Source organism: Mesorhizobium sp. M1163, assembly GCF_040318415.1.
Lineage (GTDB): Bacteria > Pseudomonadota > Alphaproteobacteria > Rhizobiales > Rhizobiaceae > Mesorhizobium.
On record NZ_JAMYMF010000011.1, the window covers coordinates 65,981 to 84,496 of the forward strand.

Sequence of the window (18,516 nt, forward strand, 5' to 3'; positions counted from 1 at the left end):
ACGCATCCTGGAACACGCAAGGAACGCTCCAAGACTTTAGACTCTAACGCATCGGTCCGGCAAAGATTGGTCCAGACCTTGCCGTCGACATGTTCGTTATTTGGCGCAGACTCTGCGTCAATTCAATCCCGAAGCGCGTGACGCCGGGTTGAGTTCGCAAGATGCGGAGCAAGGGCGGTACCCAAGATCGCTAGCGCTCAGCCGGTTTTCGCAATCCACCAAAAAATGCCGCAAAACCGCTGCCGGGTCGCAGACCCTCGCGCATAAAAAACGCCCGCAACGGCGCAAACCCTTCAAGCACGCCAAGACCAGCGCTGCGCGCCAACTGGGCCGGCAGCATGTCGGAAAGCAACGACATGTTGAGCAGGTTGACCGCGCTGCTGCGTGCCAGGATGTCCGGCCGCCGCTTGAAATCATAGGTCGCAAGCGCCTTGGCGGCGCCCGGGTCCGAGCGATTCCTGCTTGCGGTACCAATCAGGTCGTCGATGTCCCTGATGCCGAGATTAAGGCCTTGCGCGCCGATTGGGGGAAACACATGGGCGGCTTCGCCGACAAGGGCCACGCGGTCCTGCGCAAACCGCCACGGGCTCACCGCTGAAAGGGGGTAGACCTGTCGGCCGGGCTCAACCGACACGCGGCCCAGCATCGATTGCATCCGCTGTTCGACCCGCGTCGAAAGCTCGGCGTCGTCAAGTGCTGCAAGGTCCCTGGCGGTATCGGGCTCGAGCACCCAGACAAGGCTGGACCGGTTGCCGGGCAGGGGAACCTGTGTGAACGGACCGGTCTCGGTGTGGAATTCGGTCGAAGTAAAGGCATGGTCGCTGCGGTGACCGAAATTGAGCACCAGCGCCGCCTGCGGATAGGATCGGACCGATGTCCGGATGCCGGCTGCCTCGCGGGCCGGCGACTGACGGCCATCGGCGGCAACCGCCAACGACGCCTCAATCTCGCTGCCGTCGGCGAGAACGGCATGGGCATGGTCGGCATCGAGGCGCCATGCCTCCACCATCGACTTTCGCCACTCGATGCCCGCATGCGCGCCGACAGCCTCGGCTAGCGCGCGGTTGAGAACGCTGTTGGGCACGTTCAGTCCGAATTGCTCTTCGTCGATCTCGCTGGCGCGAAAGGTCACTGTCGGGCCGCGGATCAGCCGGCTTGTTGCATCGACGATGCGCATCACCTTGAGCGGCGCTGTGTGCGGCCTGATTCTATCCAGGATCCCGAGCCGTTCTAACATCTTCAGGGCAGGGTTCATCAAGGCTGTCGTCCGGGCATCGGGGCCGGCTGCCTCGGGTCCGACGAGCGTCACCGGAAAGCCGGTCTCGGCAAAGCCAAGCGCCGCGATCAGCCCTGCGGGGCCGCTGCCGGCAACGAGTATCCGTGCTGTTTCCCGATGATCCAAATTCGGCTTCCCGATTGCGAGGTGAGGCCTATCCGACCTGCCGGTCCATATAGGTCAGGTGATGTCGCTTGATCAACGCGGCGATTCGGCCCATTCGGTTGCCATGACCGGCCAACAAGACGATTTCAGCCACCTGGACGGTATCGGCCGTGCGATGGCGGGCGTTGCGCGCAGCCCTCGACTGACGGTGAGCGTTGTTGCTGGCATGGGCATCGCCCTTGCATGGCTCCTTCTCGGCGCAATTGCAGTTCGTGGTGCCGTAAGCCGGCTCCCGGGCACCGATGCACCCGGTGACACTATGCTGAGATATCTGCCGCAACTGCCGCTGCCGGATTTCCTTGCGCGTTTCTTCGCCCTCTGCCTTGCGCCGGCGCCGCTTCACGCAAGCCTAGGCGCGCAAGGCGGGGCACTCACCGCGATGTGGCTGTTGATGGCCATCGCGACCATGCTGCCCTCCGCGGCGCCGATGATCCGGACTTATTGCGAGATCGCAGATACCGCCAGGATCAAGAGGGAGCCGGTCGCCCATCCGTTGGTCCTCGTCGCTGGATATTTAAGCGTCTGGCTTGCCGTCTCGGCAATGTTCGCAGCCCTGACGCTAGCAGTCGATGCATTCGCGTCACCCGGGCAGATGCTCGATCCGGCGGTTGGAATTGCCGGAGCAGCCGCGCTGTCGATCGCTGGTCTCTATCAGTTCAGCTGGCTGAAGGAAGCCTGTCTGGAGAAGTGCAGAAATCCGTTCTCGGTCCTGTTCGCCAACTGGAGCGCCAGGCCCATTCGCATTTTCCGGCTCGGCATGGAGCAGGGCCTGTGGTGCCTTGGATGCTGCTGGGCGCTGATGCTGGTAATGCTTGCCGTCGGCGTGATGAACGTGTTCTGGATGGCGCTCATCGGCCTGTTTAGCCTGGTCGAAAAACAGACGGCAGGCAATCTGCCGACGCGGCTGGCCGGCGCGATACTGCTTGTCTGGGCAGCCACGCTGCTAGTAGTCTCGACATGAGGGGGAGAATTCGATGACAGACCAAAACTGGGCAATGAAGGGAGAGCTCGTCCTCTCCTGCAATTGCACGGTTTTTTGCCCTTGCGTGCTGTCGCTCGGCAATCATCCGCCGACAGAAGGCTATTGCCAGACCTGGGCCGGATTCCGCATCGATGCCGGCCATTTCGGCGAGGTCGACCTGTCTGGTCTCAATCTTGGGCTGGTCATGGAAATCCCCGGCTATATGAGCCGCGGCAATTGGACTGCCGGCCTGTTCATCGACAAGCGCGCCTCGGTCTACGCTGTGAAGGCACTGACGAAGATATTCACCGGCAAGGCCGGCGGAACCACATCGCTGCTCTCGATCCTGGTCGGACAGTTCCTCGGCGCCGAGCAGGTGCCGATCACCTACGAGACGCGTGAGAAAACGCGCATCTTTCAGATACCGAAGATCATCGATGGCGCGGTGACGCCGATCACCGGCAAGGATCGCGACAAGGATACGGTCATCAGCAATTCGGAATACTGGATCGCGCCGGAGATCATCGTCGCCAAATCCGACAGGAGCAAAATGCGGGCCTTTGGCCGCAACTGGAACTTTGCCGGCCGCTCGGCCGAAATCTGCAAGCTGGACTGGCGGGGACCGTGAGCAAGAAGACGACGGCCAGGAAAATCGCCGACCGGATTCCGCGGCCGAAGAAGAAAGTCACATGGCCGCAGGCGCGGGCGTTCTCGGTCCATCTCTTGACCGCGTCGGGCTCATTCCTGGCGTTTCTGTCGCTGGTCGCAGCAAGCGAGCAGCGCTGGACGGCGATGTTCTGGTGGCTAGGGCTGGCGCTGTTCGTCGACGGCATCGACGGGCCGATCGCCAGGAAGCTCGACGTCAAGGAAATCCTACCGACATGGTCGGGCGAACTCCTCGACAACATCATCGACTACGTGACCTACGTGCTGATTCCGGCCTTCGCGCTCTATCAGCGCGGCTTCATGGGCGAGCGCCTGTCGTTCCTGTCGGCGGCGATCATCGTCGTGTCGAGCGCAATCTACTATGCCGATACCGGCATGAAGACGAAGGAGAATTTCTTCAAGGGTTTTCCGGTCGTCTGGAACATGGTGGTGTTCACGCTGTTCGTCATCGAACCCGGACAATGGGTTTCCTTCGCCGTGGTCGTGGTGGCCGGCATTCTCACTTTCGTGCCGATCCATTTCATCCATCCGGTGCGGGTGAAGCGGCTGCGGCCCATCAATCTCGGCATGACGCTGCTTTGGTGTGCTTTCGGCGCGCTGGCGCTGGCGCAGGCCGCGCTTGCCTCCTTCTATGACCAGATCGGCGTGCTGGGCGAGCAGGTCAGCGATTTCATCAAGATCGGAATTACGGTCACCGGGCTTTACCTAGCTTGCATCGGCGCTATCATGCAGTTCTTTCCAAATCTCGGCGCCAAGCCGGACAAGAAAGCCTGATCCCAAGAGAGCCGGAAAATGTCCAAAGCGATCCGCATCCACGCCAATGGCGGTCCGGAGGTCCTGACCTATGAGGATACCGATCCCGGGCGGCCGGGCTCGGGGCAGATTCTGGTCAGGCACACCGCGATCGGTCTCAATTTCATCGACGTCTATTATCGCTCGGGCCTTTATCCGCCGCAGGGCGGATTTCCGCTGATCCCCGGCGGTGAGGCGGCTGGCGTGGTTTTGGAGGTCGGCACAGATGTCGACTGGCTGACGCCCGGGGATCGCGTCGCCTATGCGGTGACCACCGGCGCCTATGCCGGGCAGCGCGTGATCGCCGCCGACCGCGTGGTGAAGGTGCCCGACGGCATCAGCGACGAACAGGCCGCGGCTATGATGCTGAAGGGCATGACCGCCGAGTACCTGTTGCGCCGTACGTTCAAAGTGAAGGCGGGCGATACGATCCTGTTTCATGCGGCGGCCGGCGGTGTTGGCCTGATCCTCGGCCAATGGGCCAAGCATCTCGGCGCGACGGTGATCGGCACCGCAAGTTCGACCGACAAGATCGAGCTCGCCAAGGCGCACGGCTTCGACCACGTGATCAACTATCGCGAGCAGGATTTCGTCGCCGGTGTTGCCGCCATCACCGGTGGCAAGAAATGCGACGTGGTCTACGATTCGGTCGGCAACGATACGTTCCCGGCCTCGCTCGATTGCCTGCGGCCGCTCGGCACGTTCGTCAGCTTCGGTCAATCATCTGGGCCGATCCCGCCCTTCAGCATCTCATTGCTGGCGCAGAAGGGCTCGTTGTTCGCAACGCGGCCGACGCTGTTCGTCTATAATGCCAAGCGCGAGGACCTCGAGGCTTCCGCCGCCGCCTTGTTCGATGTCGTGCTCAGCGGTGCCGTCAAGATCAAGATCAATCAGCGTTACGCGCTCAGCGATGCCGGCAAGGCGCATTCCGATCTCGAAGGGCGCAGGACGACCGGGACAACGATACTTATCCCTTGAGCGCCCGCAGTTTCGGCCCGCCGACGCCGCGGTTCTTGCGAACTGCGCTTTACCGCTTGAGTTTCCGCTGAAATTCTTGAAGCTCTTTCAAGTCGTGAGGCGCTTACCGTCGAGAGCAGGGCGCGCATACGATGCTTGCGGGAACACAGAACATATCTGGCAAACCAGATGGAGGCACTGTGAGTGCAGATCAAGACGGCGCAAACCTGCTGGAGGTTCGCGGCCTCACCAAGATATTCGGCACGCTGACGGCGTGCGACCATGTCGATCTCAACATCGCCAAGGGCGAGATCCACGCGTTGCTTGGCGAGAACGGCGCCGGCAAGTCGACGCTGGTGAAAATGCTGTTTGGATCGCTGGAACCGAATTCAGGCGAGATTTTCTGGAATGGCCAGGCAGTCCGGATCACCAGCCCCGGCACCGCAAAAAAGCTCGGCATCGGCATGGTTTTCCAGCATTTTTCGCTGTTCGAGGCGCTGACGGCGGCGGAGAACATCGCGCTGTCGCTGGATGACGGCTCGCCGATCAGCACGATCGCGGCCAAGGCGAGGGCGCTCTCCTACAGTTATGGCCTGCCTCTCGATCCGCTATCGCTGGTCGGTGATCTGTCGGTCGGCGAGCGTCAGCGTATCGAAATCATCCGCTGCCTGTTGCAGACGCCGCAACTCATCATCCTCGACGAGCCGACTTCGGTGCTGACGCCGCAGGAAGCCGATAAGCTGTTCGAGACGCTCGAGCGGTTGCGTTCGGAAGGAAAGTCCATCCTCTACATTTCGCACCGGCTGGAAGAGGTCAAACGCATCTGCGACCGCGCCACCGTGCTGCGTCACGGCAAGGTGGTCGGCCATTGCAATCCGCGCCAGGAAACCGCGTCTTCGTTGGCGCGGATGATGGTGGGCAACGAGGTTCAGGCTGTGGTGCGGGCGCCGGCCGAAGGTATCGAGACCGCGCCGGTGCTGCTTCAAGTCCGCGAACTCACCCGCAAGCCGACGACTCCGTTCTCCATCCCGCTCAGGAACATCAATCTCGAGGTCCGCGCCGGCGAGGTGATCGGCATTGCCGGTGTCGCCGGCAACGGCCAGGGCGAATTCTTCGAGTCCGTTTCCGGCGAGGTGCTGCAGCAGGATGCCGGCTCGGTCCGCATCCGCGGCAAAGATGCCGGCGGCCTCACGATCACCGGCAGGCGCCTGATGGGCGCTGCCTTCGTCCCGGAAGAGCGGCTCGGCCACGGCGCAGCACCGCGCATGAAGCTTTCGGAGAACCTGCTTCTGTCGCGCCACGCCACCGATGGCAAGATGTTTGTCGGCGCCGGTGGAATGGTCAAGAGCGATGCAATCTATTCCGCTGCCCAGCGCATCATAAAGGCGATGGACGTGCGCAAGAGCGCGCCGGATCCGGAGGCTGCGGCTCTTTCGGGCGGCAATCTGCAGAAATTCATCGTCGGCCGCGAACTCGACCGCCGGCCAAGCGTCCTGGTGGTCAATCAGCCGACCTGGGGGGTCGACGCGGGTGCGGCGGCCCACATCCGCCAGGCGCTGATCGAGCTAGCGCGCAGCGGCTCGGCGGTGCTGGTGATCAGCCAGGACCTCGACGAGCTGTTCGAGATTTCCGATGCGATCACGGTCATGCACAATGGCGAACTGTCGAGGCCGCTGCCGATAGCTGAAGCGACATTCGAGAAGATCGGGCTGCTGATGGGCGGCTCAGAACCCGGGCATGCCGAACATACGTTGGAGACGGCTTGATGCGCCTCGAACTTGTAAAACGCCCGCAGCGCTCGATGCTGTTTTCGGCACTCTCGCCGTTCATCGCTTTCGTTTTGACGATCATTGCTGGTGCTATCATGTTCGCGCTGCTCGGCGTCAACCCGTTGACCGCGTTCCGCATCTACTTCATTGAACCGGTCAGCCAAGTCTGGCAGTTGCATGAGCTGGCGATCAAGGCCGCCCCCCTGATCCTGATCGCGGTCGGGCTGTCGGTCTGCTACAAGGCAAACATCTGGAACATCGGCGCCGAAGGCCAGTTCATCCTGGGCGGCATTGTCGGCTCGATCATTCCCGTGCTGTTTCCGCAGTTCGAAGGTCCATTGGTGCTGCCGCTGATGCTTCTGCTCGGCATGGTCGGCGGGGCCGCCTATGCCGCAATTCCGGCACTGCTGAAGACGCGCTTCAACACCAACGAGATCCTGACCAGCCTGATGCTGGTCTATGTCGCCCAGCTCTTCCTCGATTGGCTGGTGCGCGGGCCGTGGCGCGATCCGCAAGGCCACGGTTTCCCGCAGACCATCCAGTTCAACGACTCGGCCATACTGCCGGAACTCCTCCCGGAATCCGGCAGGGCGAACTGGGGATTTGTCTTCGCGCTGATCGCGGCAGTACTGATCTGGATCCTGATGAGCCGGATGCTGAAAGGCTTTGAGGTCCGCGTGCTCGGCTCGAGCCCGAGGGCAGGGCGCTTCGCCGGTTTCGGCCTGAGCCGCATGGTTTTCTTTGCCTTTCTGCTGTCGGGCGCACTGGCCGGACTTGCCGGCATTTCGGAGGTCTCTGGCGCCATCGGCCAGCTGCAGCCGGTGATCTCGCCCGGCTACGGATTTACCGCCATCATCGTGGCATTCCTCGGCCGGCTCAATCCGCTCGGCATCGTTGCCGCCGGCCTTGTGCTGGCGCTGACCTATCTCGGCGGCGAGGCGGTGCAAAGCGCGCTCGGCATCTCCGACAAGGTGGCGCGCGTGTTCCAGGGCATGCTTTTGTTCTTCGTGCTCGGCTGCGACACGCTCATTCATTATCGCATCCGCCTAATCGGCTTTGCCGCGCCGAAACTCGAGGCAGCACCGAAGCTGGAGGAAGCCCGCTGATGGACATCACCGTCAACATCCTCTTGACCATCGCGACGGCGGCGACGCCGCTGCTGATAGCGGCGATCGGCGAACTGGTGGTCGAACGTTCCGGCGTGCTCAATCTCGGCGTCGAAGGAATGATGATCATGGGTGCGGTCGGCGGCTTCGGCGCCGGCTATCTGACCGGCTCGCCGTGGATAGGGCTGTTGGCGGCAATTGCCATGGGGGCAGTGTTCTCGCTTCTGTTCGCCCTCATGACCCTGTCGCTGGCCACCAATCAGGTGGCCACCGGCCTGTCGCTGACGCTGCTTGGCCTCGGCCTTTCCGGCATGATGGGGACGAATTTTGTCGGCCAGCCCGGTGAGAGATTGCCCAACCTCGATATTCCCGGCCTGACCGCAATCCCCATCGTCGGCAGGCTGCTGTTCGGTCAGGATCCGATCTTCTACATCTCGATCGCGCTGACCGCCGTCGTCATGTGGTTCCTGTTCAAGACCCGCACCGGGCTCACTCTGCGTTCGATCGGCGACAGCCATGCATCCGCCCATGCGCTTGGCATCCACGTCATCCGTTACCGCTATCTCTCAGTGATTTTCGGCGGCGCTTGTGCCGGCCTCGCCGGCGGTCATCTATCGCTGGTCTACACACCGCAATGGGTGGAGAACATGACCGCCGGCCGCGGCTGGATCGCGCTGGCTCTGGTCGTCTTCGCCTCCTGGCGGCCATGGCGGGTGTTGGCCGGCGCCTATATCTTCGGCGCGGTCTGGATCGGCCAGCTTCATGCACAGGCATTTGGCATTCCGGTCCCCTCGCAACTGCTTTCTTCGCTGCCCTATCTGGCAACCGTCGTGGTTCTCGTTCTAATCTCCCGCAACAAGCGTCTGACGATGATGAACACGCCGGCTTCCCTGGGGCAGCCATTCGTTCCGGATCGTTGACAACAAAAAGACGGAAGCTCCAAGGCTTAACTCAGAGAGGTAACACAATGAAAAAACTGCTTATTGCCCTGATGGCGACGACGGCCGCATTGTCGCTGGCTGCCTCAGCCGAGGCGGCGGACAAGCTGAAGGCCTGCTGGGTCTATACCGGCCCGATCGGCGATTTCGGCTACTCCTACCAGCACGACCAAGGCCGCCTCGAGGTGGAAAAGGCACTCGGCGACAAGGTCGAGACCGCCTATCTCGAGAACGTCTCCGAAGGCCCCGATGCCGACCGCGCCTTCGAACGCCTGGCACGCGAGGGCTGCAAGATCATTTTCGGCACATCCTTCGGCTTCATGGACCCGGAAGTGAAGATCGCCAAGAAATTCCCCAAGGTGATGTTCGAGCACGCCACCGGCTACAAGACGGCCGAAAATCTCGGCATCTACAATGCGCGTTTCTATGAGGGCCGCTACGTGCTTGGCCAGATCGCCGCCAAGCAATCGAAGTCGGGCGTCGCCGGCTACATCGTTTCCTTCCCGATCCCGGAAGTGGTGATGGGCATAAATTCCTTCATGCTCGGCGCGCAGTCGATCAACCCGAACTTCAAGGCGAAGATCGTCTGGGTGAACTCCTGGTTCGATCCGGGCAAGGAAGCCGACGCAGCCAAGGCATTGTTCGATCAAGGCGCCGACATCATCGTCCAGCACACCGACTCGACCGCTGCTTTGCAGGTGGCGGAGGAGCGCAAGCTGCACGGCTTCGGCCAGTCCTCCGACATGATCAAGTTCGCGCCGCACGCGCAGCTGACCTCGCTGACCGACGAGTGGGGGCCGTACTACATCAGCCGGGTCCAGGCGGCGCTCGACGGCACCTGGAAGCCCGACAATGTCTGGCTCGGCATCAAGGACGGCGCCGTCAAGCTGGCGCCGTTCACCAATATGCCCGACGACGTCAAGGCGATGGCCGAGGCCACCACCAAGAAGATAGCCGACGGCTGGAATCCCTTCACCGGGCCGATCGCCAAGCAGGACGGCACACCATGGCTGAAGGACGGCGAGGTCGCTGACGACGGCACGCTGCTTGGGATGAATTTCTACGTGAAGGGCGTCGACGACAAGCTGCCACAGTAAGCAACCGGAAACACATCGAACGAAAGGGCGCCACGCGGCGCCCTTTTTGTTTTGGATTGAGTGATATCAGACCGCCGAGCCGTAGAGGTCGTAAGCGTCGGCACGATCGATCTTGACCGTGACGATGTCGCCGGCGCGCAACGGCCGCCGCGATTGGATATGCACCGCACCGTCGATTTCGGGCGCATCGTATTTGGTCCGGCCCTTGGCCGAATTGCCATGTGCTTCGTCGATCAGTACCGGCAGGCGCTTGCCGATTTTCTTGGCGAGCTGCGTTGCCGAAATCTTCTGCTGGCGCTGCATAAAGCGGTGCCAGCGGGCTTCCTTGACCTCCTGCGGCACTTGCTTGAGGCCGAGCTCGTTGGAACGGGCGCCTCTGACCGGCTCGTATTTGAAGCAGCCGGCACGATCGATCCTGGCCTCGTCCAGCCAGTCGAGCAGCATCTCGAAATCGTCGTCCGTCTCGCCGGGGAAACCGACGATGAAGGTGGAGCGAATGGCGAGATCCGGACAAATCTCGCGCCAGCCGCGAATGCGCTCGAGCGTCTTCTCGCCATGGGCGGGCCGGCGCATGTTCTTCAGCACCTGCGGCGAGGCGTGCTGGAACGGGATATCGAGATAAGGAAGGATAGTGCCTTCGGCCATCAGTGGGATGACGTCGGCGACATGCGGATAGGGATAGACATAGTGCATGCGCACCCAGACACCGAGCTTACCCAGCTCTTCCGACAGATCGAGGAATTTCGCCCGCACTTCGCGATCGCCGAACATGCTGGTCTGGTATTTGATGTCGATGCCGTAGGCGCTGGTGTCCTGCGAGATGACGAGGATCTCCTTGACCCCGGCCTTGGCCAGCTTCTCGGCCTCGCGCAACACGTCGGCGGCCGGCCGCGATACGAGATCGCCGCGCAGCGCCGGGATGATGCAGAAGGTGCAGCGGTTGTTGCAGCCTTCCGAAATCTTGAGATAGGCATAGTGGCGCGGCGTGAGCTTGACGCCCTGCGGCGGCAAAAGGTCGATATAGGGATCGTGGCTCGGGGGAGCGGCCTCATGCACTGCCGCCATCACGCTTTCATAAGCTTGCGGGCCGGTGATGGCGAGGACGTTGGGATGTCTTTCACGGATGACGTCCGGTTCGGCGCCGAGGCAGCCGGTGACGATGACCTTGCCATTCTCCGAAAGTGCCGAGCCGATGGCGTTGAGCGATTCGTCGCGGGCCGAATCGAGGAAGCCACAGGTGTTGACGACGACCAGGTCGGCGCCGTCGTGCTTGCGGGCGATCTCGTAGCCTTCGGCGCGCAGGCGCGTGATGATGCGTTCCGAATCCACAAGGGCTTTCGGGCATCCAAGACTGACGAAGCTGACACGAGGGGCGGACATCAAAGCTTTTCCGGATTTTCAGGATTGGCGGCGCAGTACCACAGTTGTTGCCGCATTGGTATGGGCAGCGGCTGCAGCGAAACGCAAGCGCCCCCGAAGGCTGGCCGAAGTCGAAGTGCCGGCCGATGCGAATTCGAGTCGATGCGTCAGCTCACCGCACTGCTGACATGCGGCAAGACTTCCACCGCGCCTCGATAGATCATATCGAGTGCGACATAGAAGATGATCAAAAGGCCGATATAGGCGATCCAGCGATGGCGGTGCAGCAGCTTGGCGATGAAGCTCGCGGCAAGGCCCATCAGCGCGATCGACAGGACCAGGCCGATCACCAGCACCTGGAAGTGATCGCGCGCTGCGCCGGCGACTGCCAGCACGTTGTCGAGCGACATAGAGACGTCGGCGATGACGATCTGCAATGCAGCCTGACCCAGGGTCTTCTTACGCGCCTTCCCGGCCACCATATTATCGCTGTTGATATCGGAATTGGACAACGCCTCGGTCGCCTCCACTTCGTCGGCATGGGAGGTGCGCAGTTCGCGATACATCTTCCAGCACACCCACAGCAGCAGGATGCCGCCGGCCAGCAGCAGGCCGACAATCTGGAGCAGAGTGACAGTGATAGCTGCAAAACCGATGCGCAGCACCGTCGCCGCCACCACGCCGATAAGGATCGCTCTCTTGCGCTGCTCGACCGGCAGGCCGGCAGCGGCAAGGCCGATGACAATGGCGTTATCGCCTGCAAGCACGAGATCGATGGCGATGACCTGGAGCAGGGCAGAGAAGCCCGCGGCGGTGAAAATTTCCATCGACTGGGAGTTCCCTTGCTGGTTGGCCGGCCGTTCGCGTCGAATGCCTGGAGGCCCTAACGTGTATGGTTCCCGCGCGTCAAGGGACTGGTTGGAACAAGGTCGGCAAACCGCTCGTCACGGCGGCAACATACAGAGTTTGCGACGATCGGCCCGAAACACCGGCGAAAATGCGGCCAGAGGTCGCGAATGCCTAGTTGTAGAGATTGTATTTGGGCCAGTCGCTTTCGGGAATTTCGTCGCCGATCCGGTAGCGGAGCTGCAGGACCTCCATATGGTCCGGCGCTGTCTCGCATTTAAATTTCAGCCGGTACCATTGTCCCTTGCTGCGAAACGCAGCGCCCGGGCTCCTGATCGCATCGGCGCCCATTTCGGGCGTCGCAAAGGCGTAAGCGACGACGCGATCGGCTCTGTATTTGTGGTCGTCGCGGGTAATCCGGTCGAGAATTTCGGCGTCGCATCGCTGCTCCAGCCGGGTTTGCGGGTCGAGTTTAAGCAGGCCGGCGCGCAATGCGCTGTCCATCGCGGTGGCCGGCCAAGCCACTATCGTCCATGCGAAAACCGCAGAAAATAGTTTATTCATAGGCGGGAGAAGCATCATATTCGGACGGAGAAATCAACCCGATCGGGGGTCACTTCCCGGTCATCTCGACGCAAGCCCAGGAGATTGCTTTCGGGACAAGGCTTCAAATGGCGGAGGGAGTGGGATTCGAACCCACGGTGGGCTTGCACCCACGCCGGTTTTCAAGACCGGTGCCTTAAACCGCTCGGCCATCCCTCCAAGGTGATTTTTCAATCACTTAGGATATCGCGAGAGGGCGGGTTCGAGCAGTCGGTACCGGATTGGCACCAGGACGTTCCCCGACCGGTTCGCGCTTCATTCCTGTAAAGCCGCATTCAACACCAAGTCAACCATGGCGACCGCACCTTTGGGCGCGATTCAGGACGGTGAGCAGCCCGGCATGGCGACCTGTGTTTTGTGCTGAGTGTGGAAAATCGTTTTTAAAACCCGCACAGACTATTAATCGTTGTGCGCCGATATGTTGGGCGCATTAAACACATGTAAGTAAATCGTATTCCGGAGTTGATTTTGGCCGTACTTGGCGCTCTCCCGCCCGGTCTTCGCTGTAGACCAATTCGAGAAACCGACTGGGAGGGAGTGGTCGACTGTCTGTGCAGGGGCTTTCCGGCGCGTAACCGGAGTTACTGGATACAGGCTCTGACCCGTTTGTCGCAGCGGCCCGCAGTTGCCGAGTTCCCACAATATGGCTTTGTTTTGGAGCATGCCGGTCGGATCGTCGGCGTTGTGCTCACCCTTTATGCTCGCTACCCGGGGTCGGAGGGCGACGAAATCCGCTGCAATCTTTCAAGCTGGTCAGTCGACGCAGAATTCCGTCCCTACGGCGCCATGTTGGTTGCGGCGGTTCTCAAGCGAAGGGATGTGACCTACACGAACATTTCGCCGGCACAAGCGACATTGAAAGCCAACCGGGCGCTCGGCTTTCGGCTCTTCTCCAGCGGACAATTTACCTTCGTGCCGGCATTAAGTTCGGCGCAGCGGTCATGTCGCGTGCTCGAAGCGCGTCCCGATCTTCCGGAATTGGCGATGCTGTCCGAGAGTGAGAGATACATACTCTCTGAACACTCCACGCTGGGCTGCCTGTCGTTGATCTGCATTTGCGACGGAGCAGCGTTTCCCTTGGTGTTGATGCCGCGCCGAATGTTGCACGGTCTTATCCGATGCCATCAGATCATCTATTGCCGCTCGCTCGCGGATTTAAGCCGGTGCGCCGGTGCCGTGGGGCGCTTTCTCTTGCGAAGGGGAATCCTGGTTTGCTTTGTCGACGCCAAGGAGCCGATTCCAGGTTTGTTGGGGTGGTACCGCGCCAACAAGGGGCTGAAATACTTCAAGGGCCCCAGACCACCCGCACTTGGAGATCTGACGTTCACCGAGCTTGTGATATTCGGTCCCTGAATCTGCGCTCGGAGACATGCCAACGCCGGGCAGCAAAGCGTGCGGGCACGAATGGCGCTGGTGATCGATACGCGATGATTTTCATGCCGATCGGCGAGACGGTCGTGCCACAATCTCGCCCGGTTCCGACCACAATCGGTTAATACGGTGATAAACAATTCCTGCGCACAAAAGGATTGGGGTTGGGAGTCGCCGGCGTTTCTGGAGTGGGTGCTTTGGCACCGCCAACGTTAAGCTGCGGTGCCTTCGTCGAGACTGTAGGGGACAATCGAAAATGCAGACTACGGCGCGCCCGCGTCTTCGTCGCGCTTCCGCTTTCGCGCTGTTTGCCTTGTCGGCAGCCTTTCTTGCGGCATGTGCCGGGCCGCAGCAAAAGGCGATGGTCAACAAGAAACCACGCTCCAAGGAATATTTTTCCGAAGCCGAATACGGTGTGAAAGCCAGCCCGCGCGTGATGTTCAAGACGTCTCGCGGACGCGATCAGCTCGGCAGACCCTATCAGGTGCGCGGCAAGTGGTACTATCCGAAGGAAGACAAGCGTTACGCCAAGGTTGGCCTCGCATCCTGGTATGGTGAGGCCTTCCACGGCCGGTTGACCGCCAACGGCGAAGTCTACGACATGGCAGATCTGACGGCGGCGCATCCGACCATGCCGCTGCCGAGCTATGCGCGGGTAACCAACATGAAGACCGGCAGTTCGGTGATCGTGCGCGTCAACGATCGCGGACCCTATCATGATGGACGCATCATCGATGTGTCTAAGCGCGCTGCTGAAATGCTCGATTATGCCAATATCGGTACGGCGGAGGTGAAGGTCGAATATGTCGGCCGTGCGCCGCTCGAAGGCAATGACGGTCAATATCTGATGGCCTCGTACCATCCCGGCAACAGGGCACCGGATCCATCGGACGGTCTGCCCAGCGGTGTCATGGTCGCCATGAATGGGCCGTCGCCGAGCCTGCCGGTAAGCGCCGCGGCGGTGCCGTTCCCCGGTCAGCTGACGAATTCCGGGCAGGCATCGGAAGCTGTCGTTGCGACGCAGGCACCGGCCTCCGGCGATGTGACGCTGCCCGAATTTGGACCGATCGTGCCGGAGCGTCCGGAAATCAACCTGCCGGCGCAATCGCCATTCACTGTGGCGTCGCTGTCCTATGCCAATGAGCGCGTGCAGCGCGCCTCCAACGCCTTCGCCGCGCTGGATGGCGTCGGCATGTCGCCCGCCGAGATTCTTCAATCCTGGAAACGGCAAGCTCCTCCAGCCGGGTCGCCCACGGACTATGTCGCGGCGGGTTCGTTCGAGGATGCCGCCGAAGCCGAGCGGGTGGCGGCCAAACTTTCCAGCTTCGGCAAGACCGAGATCCAGCGCTCCGAACTCGACGGCAAAGGCTGGTACTCGGTCAACCTCTATGCCGACGGCCATGGCAGCCTGGACGAGATGCTGCAGGCCGCGTGGTCGCATGGCGCGCCGGATGCGCTTGCCGTACGCAACTGATGGCGGGTCGCCTGGCTTTCTCGTGCGCGATTGATCCGCCGTGGAAAAGCCTGCTAGCTTCGGCCAACTTGCAAAAGAGCGCCGGCTGACTGGTCGAACCCGATGAAATTTTTCCGTCCTTCCACCGGGCTCATGACGCTCGGCCTGCTGCTGCTCTCGCTTGTGCCGGTCTCAGCACAGCTTTTCGAGACCAAGGCCGCGCAGGCCTTCATGATCGACGCCGAAACCGGCACCGTGCTGTTTTCCAAGGATGCGGACAGGTTGATCCCGCCGGCCTCGCTGGCCAAGCTGATGACGATGGAAGTGGTCTTCGACGCCATCAAATCAGGGCGCATGACGCTCGACGACACTTTCGTGGTCAGCGAGAACGCCTGGCGCAAGGGCGGCGCTCCTTCGGGGACATCGACCATGTTCGCGAAACTCAAGTCGACGATCCGGCTGGAGGACCTGATCCAGGGCGTGACCGTGCAGGCGGCCAATGACGGCTGTATCGTCATCGCTGAAGGAATGGCCGGGTCCGAAGCGAATTTCGCGGCGCAGATGACCGAGCGCGCCCGCCAGATCGGCTTGCAGAAATCGACCTTCGTCAATTCCACCGGTCTGCCGGCCGACGGGCAGCAAACGAGCGTTCGCGAGCTTGCGCTTCTGGCCCTGCATATCTGGCGCAACTACCCGGATCTCTACCGCTATTATGGCCAGAAGGATTTTAGCTGGAACAAGATTTCCCAGAGGAACCGCAACCCGTTGCTGGCCATGGATATAGGCGCCGACGGCCTTGCAGTCGGCGCCAGCGAGCAATCCGGATTCGGCATAGTCGGCTCGGTCAGCCACAATGGAACAAGGATGATTGCGGCAATGAGCGGACTGGCAAACGACCGCGAGCGCGCCGAGGAAGCGCGAAAGCTGCTCGACTGGGGCGTTCGCTCGTTCGAGAAGACGGAGATATTCGCCAAGGACGAAGTGGTTGGCGAAGCCCAGGTCTTTGGCGGCTCCAAATCCGGCGTCGCGTTAAAGGCTAATGGACCCGTGGAGATCTTCCTACCGATCGCCAACCGCGACAAGCTCACCGCCAGGATTGTCTATGACGGACCGGTGGCAGCGCCGGTGGAGGAGGGGCAGCCGGTGGGTACGCTGCGCGTCTGGATCGGCGATACGCTGAGCCAGGAGACGCCGCTTTTTGCCGCCGAGTCGATCGGTGTCGGTTCGTTGCCGCAACGCGCGCTCGATGCCGCCAAGGAACTGGCCGTCGGCTGGCTGCGTTAGCACCGTCGCGGTGGACCTTTTTTCCCGCCGGGACTATACGGTCCCCGAAGTATGGACAAAGGCTTTGGCGCGCGGATTTTTCATCACTTTTGAAGGCGGCGAAGGAGCAGGCAAGTCGACGCAGATCGGGCGGCTGGCAAAGAAGATGCGCGCCAAGAAATACGATGTACTGGTGACGCGTGAGCCGGGTGGCTCGCCGGGCGCGGAGGCGGTCAGGCATGTCCTGCTTTCAGGCGCAGCCGAGCCGTTCGGCCCCAAGATGGAAGCGCTGCTTTTCGCCGCCGCGCGTTCCGACCATGTCGAACAGGTCATCCGGCCGGCAGTCGAGCGCGGCTCGGTCGTGCTTTGCGACCGCTTCATGGATTCCTCTCGCGTCTACCAGGGCGTCACCGGAGGCCTCGACCCGGCATTCATGGACGCGTTGGAGAAGGTCGCCATCAACGGCATGGTGCCGGACATGACGCTGATCTTCGACATCGACCCCGCCGAGGGACTGAGGCGCGCTACCGCCCGACGGGGCAGCAGTGACGGCCCGGACCGCTTCGAGAAGGAAACATTGGCCATCCACCAGCGCCGCCGCGAGGCGTTTCTGACCATCGCCGCGGCTGAACCCGAACGCTGCGTCGTCGTCGATGCATCAGCAGACCCGGACACGGTGGAGGATGTCGTTACCGCCACCGTCTTCGCGGCTCTCGAGAAGATGATGCCGGCGCAAAGCAGACAGGCGGCGCCGGCATGATTTTCGAACGCATCGCACCCGAACAGCACGATACGCTGGACGGGGTGCCGGAGCCATCCGAGACGCCGCGTCTCGTCGGACATCTTCAGGCCGCCGATATGCTTGCCGCCGCCTATCGCTCGGGAAAGCTGCCGCACGCGCTGATCTTTGCCGGGCCGGTCGGCATCGGCAAGGCGACGCTGGCCTTTCACCTGGCGCATCACCTGTTGAAGCACGCGGCCTTCGGGCAGGCGCCGGAAAGCCTTGCCGTTCCCGATCCGGCATCGTCGCTGTTTCGTCAGATCGCCACCGGCGCGCATCCTTCGGTGCTGCATCTTACGCGCCCCGCAAACGACAAGACCAAGAGCTTCAAGACCGTGGTCACCGTCGACGAGATCCGCAAGGTCAGCCGCTTTCTGTCGCTGACCTCGCATGACGGCAGCTACCGGGTGGTTATCGTCGATCCCGCCGACGACATGAACACCAATGCTGCCAATGCCTTGCTGAAGAATCTTGAAGAACCACCGGCGCGCACCTTGTTCATCCTCATCGTCCATGCGCCGGGCAGCCTGCTGCCGACGATCCGGTCGCGCTGCCAGATGGTGCGGTTGGCGCCGCTCGATGCCGAGAGCTTGATGACGGTTCTGGAGGGCATCGAGCCACCGCCACCGGAGGATCCTGCGGCGCGCGCGGCGCTGGCGGAACGGGCAGGGGGCAGCGCCCGCACTGCGATCCTGTTGACGCAATATGGCGGGCTGGAAATCGCCGCCACCCTCGACGCCCTGGTGATGGCCAAAAAGACAGATGTCGCCGGCGCCTACCGTCTTGCCGAGGCGGTCGCCGGCCGCGACCAGGCGATCCCGTTCGAGATATTCAATCGCCGCGCACTTGATCTTCTGTCGGCCGGCGCCAGCCAGGCCGCGCTGGCCGGCGATTTGGCGCGGGCCAAAACGCTGTCGGATACTTGGCACGAGGCTTTGAACGCTATATCTGAAACCGAGACCTACAATCTCGACAAGAAGCAGCACGCCCTGACCATGATCGACCGCCTGAATTCTGCAATGCGAATGTGACGGCCGCTGGCGTGGCTTTGAAGCCCCTGAGTTTTGATCCCAATCAATCGCAGGAACTTCGAAGCCACCACATTGGCGTCGG

General features: G+C 61.7%; 17 protein-coding genes and 1 tRNA gene. 13 read left to right on the top strand and 5 right to left on the bottom strand.

Annotated features, from left to right (window positions below):
• Positions 1-190: 190 nt before the first annotated feature.
• Positions 191-1,402: a UbiH/UbiF family hydroxylase gene (locus tag NKH43_RS12965; protein ID WP_352858517.1), complete on the bottom strand. Its 1,212-nt coding sequence runs from the start codon at positions 1,400-1,402 to the stop codon at positions 191-193.
• Between the two features lie 61 nt (positions 1,403-1,463).
• Between NKH43_RS12965 and NKH43_RS12970 the strand changes: the two genes are divergently transcribed.
• The 8 genes from NKH43_RS12970 (at position 1,464) to NKH43_RS13005 (ending at position 9,727) form a co-directional block, all read left to right on the top strand.
• Positions 1,464-2,402, top strand: a complete 939-nt coding sequence (locus tag NKH43_RS12970) for a DUF2182 domain-containing protein (protein WP_352858520.1) — start codon at positions 1,464-1,466, stop codon at positions 2,400-2,402.
• A 13-nt stretch (positions 2,403-2,415) separates the two neighbouring features.
• Positions 2,416-3,030 carry a DUF1326 domain-containing protein gene (locus tag NKH43_RS12975; protein WP_352858522.1) on the top strand — a complete coding sequence of 205 codons (615 nt, stop codon included), beginning with the start codon at positions 2,416-2,418 and terminating at the stop codon, positions 3,028-3,030.
• Positions 3,027-3,842 carry a phosphatidylcholine synthase gene (gene pcsA / locus NKH43_RS12980; protein WP_352858525.1) on the top strand — a complete coding sequence of 272 codons (816 nt, stop codon included), beginning with the start codon at positions 3,027-3,029 and terminating at the stop codon, positions 3,840-3,842. Before NKH43_RS12975 ends, pcsA begins: the two co-directional genes overlap by 4 nt.
• A gap of 18 nt (positions 3,843-3,860) precedes the next feature.
• On the top strand, positions 3,861-4,838 hold the full coding sequence (locus tag NKH43_RS12985; RefSeq protein WP_023717601.1) for a quinone oxidoreductase family protein: 978 nt from the start codon (positions 3,861-3,863) through the stop codon (positions 4,836-4,838).
• Positions 4,839-5,017: 179 nt separating this feature from the next.
• Entirely contained in the window at positions 5,018-6,583 is a 1,566-nt protein-coding gene (locus tag NKH43_RS12990; RefSeq protein WP_352858526.1) for an ABC transporter ATP-binding protein, read from the top strand.
• Positions 6,580-7,692, top strand: coding sequence for an ABC transporter permease (locus NKH43_RS12995; RefSeq protein WP_352858529.1), 1,113 nt, complete (start codon positions 6,580-6,582; stop codon positions 7,690-7,692). Before NKH43_RS12990 ends, NKH43_RS12995 begins: the two co-directional genes overlap by 4 nt.
• Positions 7,692-8,612, top strand: a complete 921-nt coding sequence (locus NKH43_RS13000) for an ABC transporter permease (RefSeq protein ID WP_352858532.1) — start codon at positions 7,692-7,694, stop codon at positions 8,610-8,612. The genes NKH43_RS12995 and NKH43_RS13000 overlap by 1 nt, the downstream gene beginning before the upstream one ends.
• A 47-nt stretch (positions 8,613-8,659) precedes the next feature.
• Complete coding sequence (locus tag NKH43_RS13005; RefSeq protein WP_352482565.1) at positions 8,660-9,727, top strand: BMP family ABC transporter substrate-binding protein; 1,068 nt, start codon at positions 8,660-8,662, stop codon at positions 9,725-9,727.
• A 66-nt stretch (positions 9,728-9,793) separates the two neighbouring features.
• On the opposite strand, the gene rimO is transcribed toward NKH43_RS13005, so the two are convergent.
• From rimO to NKH43_RS13025, 4 genes are all read right to left on the bottom strand, one after another.
• On the bottom strand, positions 9,794-11,107 hold the full coding sequence (gene rimO, locus NKH43_RS13010; protein WP_352641841.1) for a 30S ribosomal protein S12 methylthiotransferase RimO: 1,314 nt from the start codon (positions 11,105-11,107) through the stop codon (positions 9,794-9,796).
• Positions 11,108-11,253: 146 nt separating this feature from the next.
• Positions 11,254-11,913: a TerC family protein gene (locus NKH43_RS13015; protein WP_023717595.1), complete on the bottom strand. Its 660-nt coding sequence runs from the start codon at positions 11,911-11,913 to the stop codon at positions 11,254-11,256.
• Positions 11,914-12,106: 193 nt separating this feature from the next.
• Complete coding sequence (locus NKH43_RS13020; protein WP_352482561.1) at positions 12,107-12,514, bottom strand: DUF930 domain-containing protein; 408 nt, start codon at positions 12,512-12,514, stop codon at positions 12,107-12,109.
• A gap of 90 nt (positions 12,515-12,604) precedes the next feature.
• A tRNA-Ser gene (locus tag NKH43_RS13025) sits at positions 12,605-12,694 on the bottom strand.
• 447 nt (positions 12,695-13,141) lie between these two features.
• On the opposite strand from NKH43_RS13025, the gene NKH43_RS13030 reads away from it, so the two are divergent.
• The 5 genes from NKH43_RS13030 to NKH43_RS13050 all read left to right on the top strand — a co-directional run bounded on the left by NKH43_RS13030 (position 13,142) and on the right by NKH43_RS13050 (position 18,434).
• Positions 13,142-13,888, top strand: a complete 747-nt coding sequence (locus tag NKH43_RS13030; protein ID WP_352858536.1) for a hypothetical protein — start codon at positions 13,142-13,144, stop codon at positions 13,886-13,888.
• Between the two features lie 274 nt (positions 13,889-14,162).
• Positions 14,163-15,380, top strand: coding sequence for a septal ring lytic transglycosylase RlpA family protein (locus NKH43_RS13035; protein WP_352858538.1), 1,218 nt, complete (start codon positions 14,163-14,165; stop codon positions 15,378-15,380).
• A gap of 132 nt (positions 15,381-15,512) precedes the next feature.
• Positions 15,513-16,643 (top strand): D-alanyl-D-alanine carboxypeptidase family protein, encoded by a 1,131-nt coding sequence (locus NKH43_RS13040; RefSeq protein ID WP_036244342.1) that lies wholly within the window; start codon positions 15,513-15,515, stop codon positions 16,641-16,643.
• Between the two features lie 64 nt (positions 16,644-16,707).
• Positions 16,708-17,382 (top strand): dTMP kinase, encoded by a 675-nt coding sequence (gene tmk / locus NKH43_RS13045; RefSeq protein WP_352482558.1) that lies wholly within the window; start codon positions 16,708-16,710, stop codon positions 17,380-17,382.
• Complete coding sequence (locus tag NKH43_RS13050) at positions 17,379-18,434, top strand: DNA polymerase III subunit delta' (RefSeq protein WP_352547214.1); 1,056 nt, start codon at positions 17,379-17,381, stop codon at positions 18,432-18,434. Before tmk ends, NKH43_RS13050 begins: the two co-directional genes overlap by 4 nt.
• Positions 18,435-18,516 lie beyond the last annotated feature (82 nt).